A 3,600-nucleotide genomic window follows, 5' to 3' on the forward strand; every position below is an offset into this window, starting at 1 on the left:
GATCAACAAAATAGTGAATGGCCATGGAATCGCTAGAGGAAATCGGCAACTTAGAGGGGATACCGGGAGTAAGTTGCCCCGCCATGTGGCCATCATTCTGGATGGGAATAACCGCTGGGCGAAACGGCGACTGCTTCCGAGTCTTGCCGGACATCGAGCGGGTGTAAAAGCAGTAAGAGGAGTAGTTGAGGCTTGTGGTGAAGCAGGTATTAAGGTTCTGACTCTCTTTGCTTTCAGTAGTGAAAACTGGAATCGGCCGAAGAGTGAAGTGGATGGCCTGATGGAATTGTTCCTGAGGACATTGCGCAAGGAAACTGGCAAGCTCAAAAAAAATAATATCAGGTTGAAAATTATAGGCGACGTAAGTCGCTTTAGCCCTGACATTCAGGCGCAGATTGCAGAAGCAGAAGCTTTGACTGCTGACGGGGCGAAAGTGACCCTGGTGATTGCTGCTAATTATGGTGGGATGTGGGATATTGCTCAGTCTGCTCGTAAGGTGGCTAGCCTGGTGGAGCAGGGTGAGATATCCGCTGACGAGGTTGATGAGTCGTTGATTGGTCAGCATTTGAGTACGGCTGGTATACCCGAGCCCGACCTTTTAATCAGAACCAGTGGTGAGCAGCGTATTAGTAACTTCCTTCTGTGGCAGTGTGCCTACAGCGAATTTTATTTTACCAAAACCTTGTGGCCGGATTTCGATCGCAGGGAGTTTGAGCGTGCGCTCCTGGCTTATGTCAATCGTCAGCGACGATTTGGCAAGACCAGCGAGCAGGTGGAGGCTGAGGCTACGTGTTAAAACAGAGAATTCTCACTGCCGTGTTTCTGGCAGTTATGGCCTTAGGGAGTGTTGTTTTTCTTTCTCCCACCGCTTTTTCGATCCTGATTGCTCTGGTTATTATGCTTGGAGCCTGGGAGTGGGCCAACTTGTCTGGTTTCAAGGACACCGCCGCCCGGGTGGGTTATGTGTTATTGACTGGTGGGGTCTGCTGGTTTGTTAAAGATATGTCAGCCTATATACTGCTGGCTGTATCTGTCGTCTGGTGGCTGGTAGCATTTGCTCTGGTCAAGGGTTATCCTTCTTCCGCCTATTTCTGTCACAGTCGTTTTTTAAGGCTGATGATGGGCTTGTTGACGTTGGTCCCGGCCTGGTTTGCTCTCACAAAACTCAAATTCCATGACCAGCAGGGTTGGACCATCATGCTGGTATTCCTGCTCGTCTGGGCGGCCGATGTGGGGGCCTATTTTGCCGGTAAGGGTCTCGGGCGTCACAAGCTGGCTGAACGGGTGAGTCCCAAGAAAACGATTGAAGGATTAGTGGGCGGGCTGCTGATGTCGTTACTGGTAGCGGCCTGTGTGGGGCTCTACTTTGACCTTTCTTTTGCCCGTGGGCTGGGGCTTTTAGTGCTTTCAATAGTTGTCGTGCTGGTTTCCGTGCTGGGCGATCTTTTTGAAAGTATGCTCAAGCGAGAGCGTGGGATTAAGGACAGTAGTAATTTACTGCCCGGCCATGGTGGGGTGCTGGATCGAATAGACAGCCTGACGGCGGCTGTGCCGGTCTTTACTCTTGCTTTGGTTATCGGTGGGAGTTAAGCATGCAGCAGGTTTGTGTACTGGGCTCAACCGGGTCTATCGGAAAAAACACTCTGGATGTCATTGCCCGAAACAGTGATCGTTATAAAGTAAGGTCGCTGGTCGCATGTCGGAGTCATGACCCGATGCTGGAGCAGGTCAGGGCATTTAAGCCCGACTTTGCTGTAATGTCAGATCCTGCTGTTGCAGACCAGTTGAGGGTGTCGGTTAAAGCTGAAGGAATCAAAACAGAGGTTCTTGGTGGTAGCCGTTCAGTCGCTCAGGTGGCCGCTGATTCAGACGTCGATATCGTCATGGCAGCTATTGTCGGAGCGGCAGGTCTTTTGCCTACTCTGGCTGCTGTCAAGGCAGGCAAGAAAGTCTTGCTGGCAAACAAAGAGGCGCTGGTAATGACTGGTGCGCTTTTTATGGATTCAGTGAAAGAGTCCGGAGCTCAGTTGTTGCCTATTGACAGTGAACACAATGCTATCTTTCAGTGCCTTCCTCATGGTTATCGACAAGGTCTTCAGAGCATTGGGGTTCGCAGGATTTTATTAACCGCTTCGGGTGGTCCTTTCAGGGATATTCCGGTAGAAGCTCTTCCAGCTGTCACGCCTGCCCAGGCCTGTGCTCATCCGAACTGGCGTATGGGGCGAAAAATCTCTGTAGACTCGGCGACCATGATGAACAAGGGGCTTGAGTTTATTGAGGCGTGCTGGCTCTTTGGTGCCCGCCCCTCACAGGTCGAAGTGGTGATTCATCCGCAGAGTATTATTCATTCTCTGGTGGACTATGAGGATGGCTCGGTTCTGGCCCAGATGGGGAACCCGGATATGCGCACACCTATTGCTCATGCAATGGCCTGGCCGGAACGCATCCAGTCCGGTGTAGAGCCACTTTCTCTGGCCGATGTTGGCAGGCTGGATTTTCAGAAGCCCTGTCTGCAGCGTTTCAGGTGTTTGCAGCTGGCTCAGGATGCTGCATCTACTGGTGGTACTGCTGCCGCTATGCTTAATGCAGCCAATGAGGCGGCTGTAGAAGCCTTTCTGGGCGATCATCTTCGCTTTGATCGTATCCCGGAAGTCATTGATGCCACTCTTCAGGCGCTTCAGGTGAAGAGTGCTGGTGATATTGAGCAGGTGCTGGATGCTGATCGAAAGGCCAGGTTACAGGCCAGAACCCAGATTGAATATTGGCACAAGACAGCTTGATGTTCTTAAGGTTTAAATGCATATATTTCACTGTCATTCTGGCGATATTCTATTTACAGTCGTACATTGAATCATAAAACTCTGTCAACTGCTGCTGTCTGGAAGTTCAGGGTCGAGGCAGTCAGTCTGGCGTAACGGAGGTTGGGTAACGCGAAATGATATTTGGAACTTTGCAGACGTTTCTGGCCTTTGTCATAACGTTAGGGATTCTTGTCAGTATTCATGAATTTGGTCATTTTTGGGTGGCTCGGCGATGTGGTGTCAGGGTACTGCGCTTTTCAGTAGGCTTTGGCAAACCACTTTGGAGTCGCACCGATCGTCAGGGCACTGAATACGTGATTGCAGCCATCCCTCTTGGTGGTTATGTCAAGATGCTGGATGAGCGGGAGGGGCCTGTACCCGAATCGGAGAAGGCGTTCGCTTTTAACAATAAACCGGTCCTCTCCCGGATAGCGATTGTGGCCGCGGGGCCGATCGCTAATTTCCTGCTGGCCATAGCCGCGCTCTGGTTAATGTATGTACTGGGCGTAAAGACCATGCTACCACAGGTTGAGCAAGTATTACCTGACTCTCCTGCAGCCGTGGCTGGTATTCAGCCTGGAGATGAGATTTTAAGAATCGGTTCGGCAGATACACCCGGGTGGCAGCAGGTTAATATGGAGCTTTTGTCGTTTATTGGCGACAATCGTTCTGTCGATGTAACTGTCAGGCAGGGAATCCCCGGCCAAAAGCCGGTAGGGAGTGAAGTCGTCAGGCAGGTGCCTCTGAACGACTGGCTGGTAGGTCAAGAGGATCTGAATCCAGTCAAAGCGCTGGGGAT

At 51.3% G+C, this 3,600-nt stretch carries 4 protein-coding genes; all 4 read left to right on the forward strand.

The window, feature by feature from the left end; translation table 11 throughout:
* Window positions 1-28 precede the first annotated feature (28 nt).
* Window positions 29-796: a polyprenyl diphosphate synthase gene (uppS, locus tag KDK19_RS07070; protein ID WP_368736447.1), complete on the forward strand. Its 768-nt coding sequence runs from the start codon at window positions 29-31 to the stop codon at window positions 794-796.
* Entirely contained in the window at window positions 790-1,590 is an 801-nt protein-coding gene (locus KDK19_RS07075) for a phosphatidate cytidylyltransferase (RefSeq protein WP_257255302.1), read from the forward strand. Before uppS ends, KDK19_RS07075 begins: the two co-directional genes overlap by 7 nt.
* A gap of 2 nt (window positions 1,591-1,592) precedes the next feature.
* On the forward strand, window positions 1,593-2,780 hold the full coding sequence (ispC, locus tag KDK19_RS07080) for a 1-deoxy-D-xylulose-5-phosphate reductoisomerase (protein ID WP_257255301.1): 1,188 nt from the start codon (window positions 1,593-1,595) through the stop codon (window positions 2,778-2,780).
* Window positions 2,781-2,935: 155 nt separating this feature from the next.
* A partial coding sequence (gene rseP / locus KDK19_RS07085; protein ID WP_257291630.1) for an RIP metalloprotease RseP occupies window positions 2,936-3,600 on the forward strand: 665 nt, incomplete at its 3' end.

It is taken from the genome of Endozoicomonas sp. ONNA1, assembly GCF_024606325.1.
Classification (GTDB): Bacteria; Pseudomonadota; Gammaproteobacteria; order Pseudomonadales; family Endozoicomonadaceae; genus Endozoicomonas_A.

Bases quoted from the DNA above. Each gene is read 5' to 3' on its own strand.
- ispC (WP_257255301.1), top strand. From the start codon at position 1,593: ATGCAGCAGGTTTGTGTACTGGGCTCAACCGGGTCTATCGGAAAAAAC.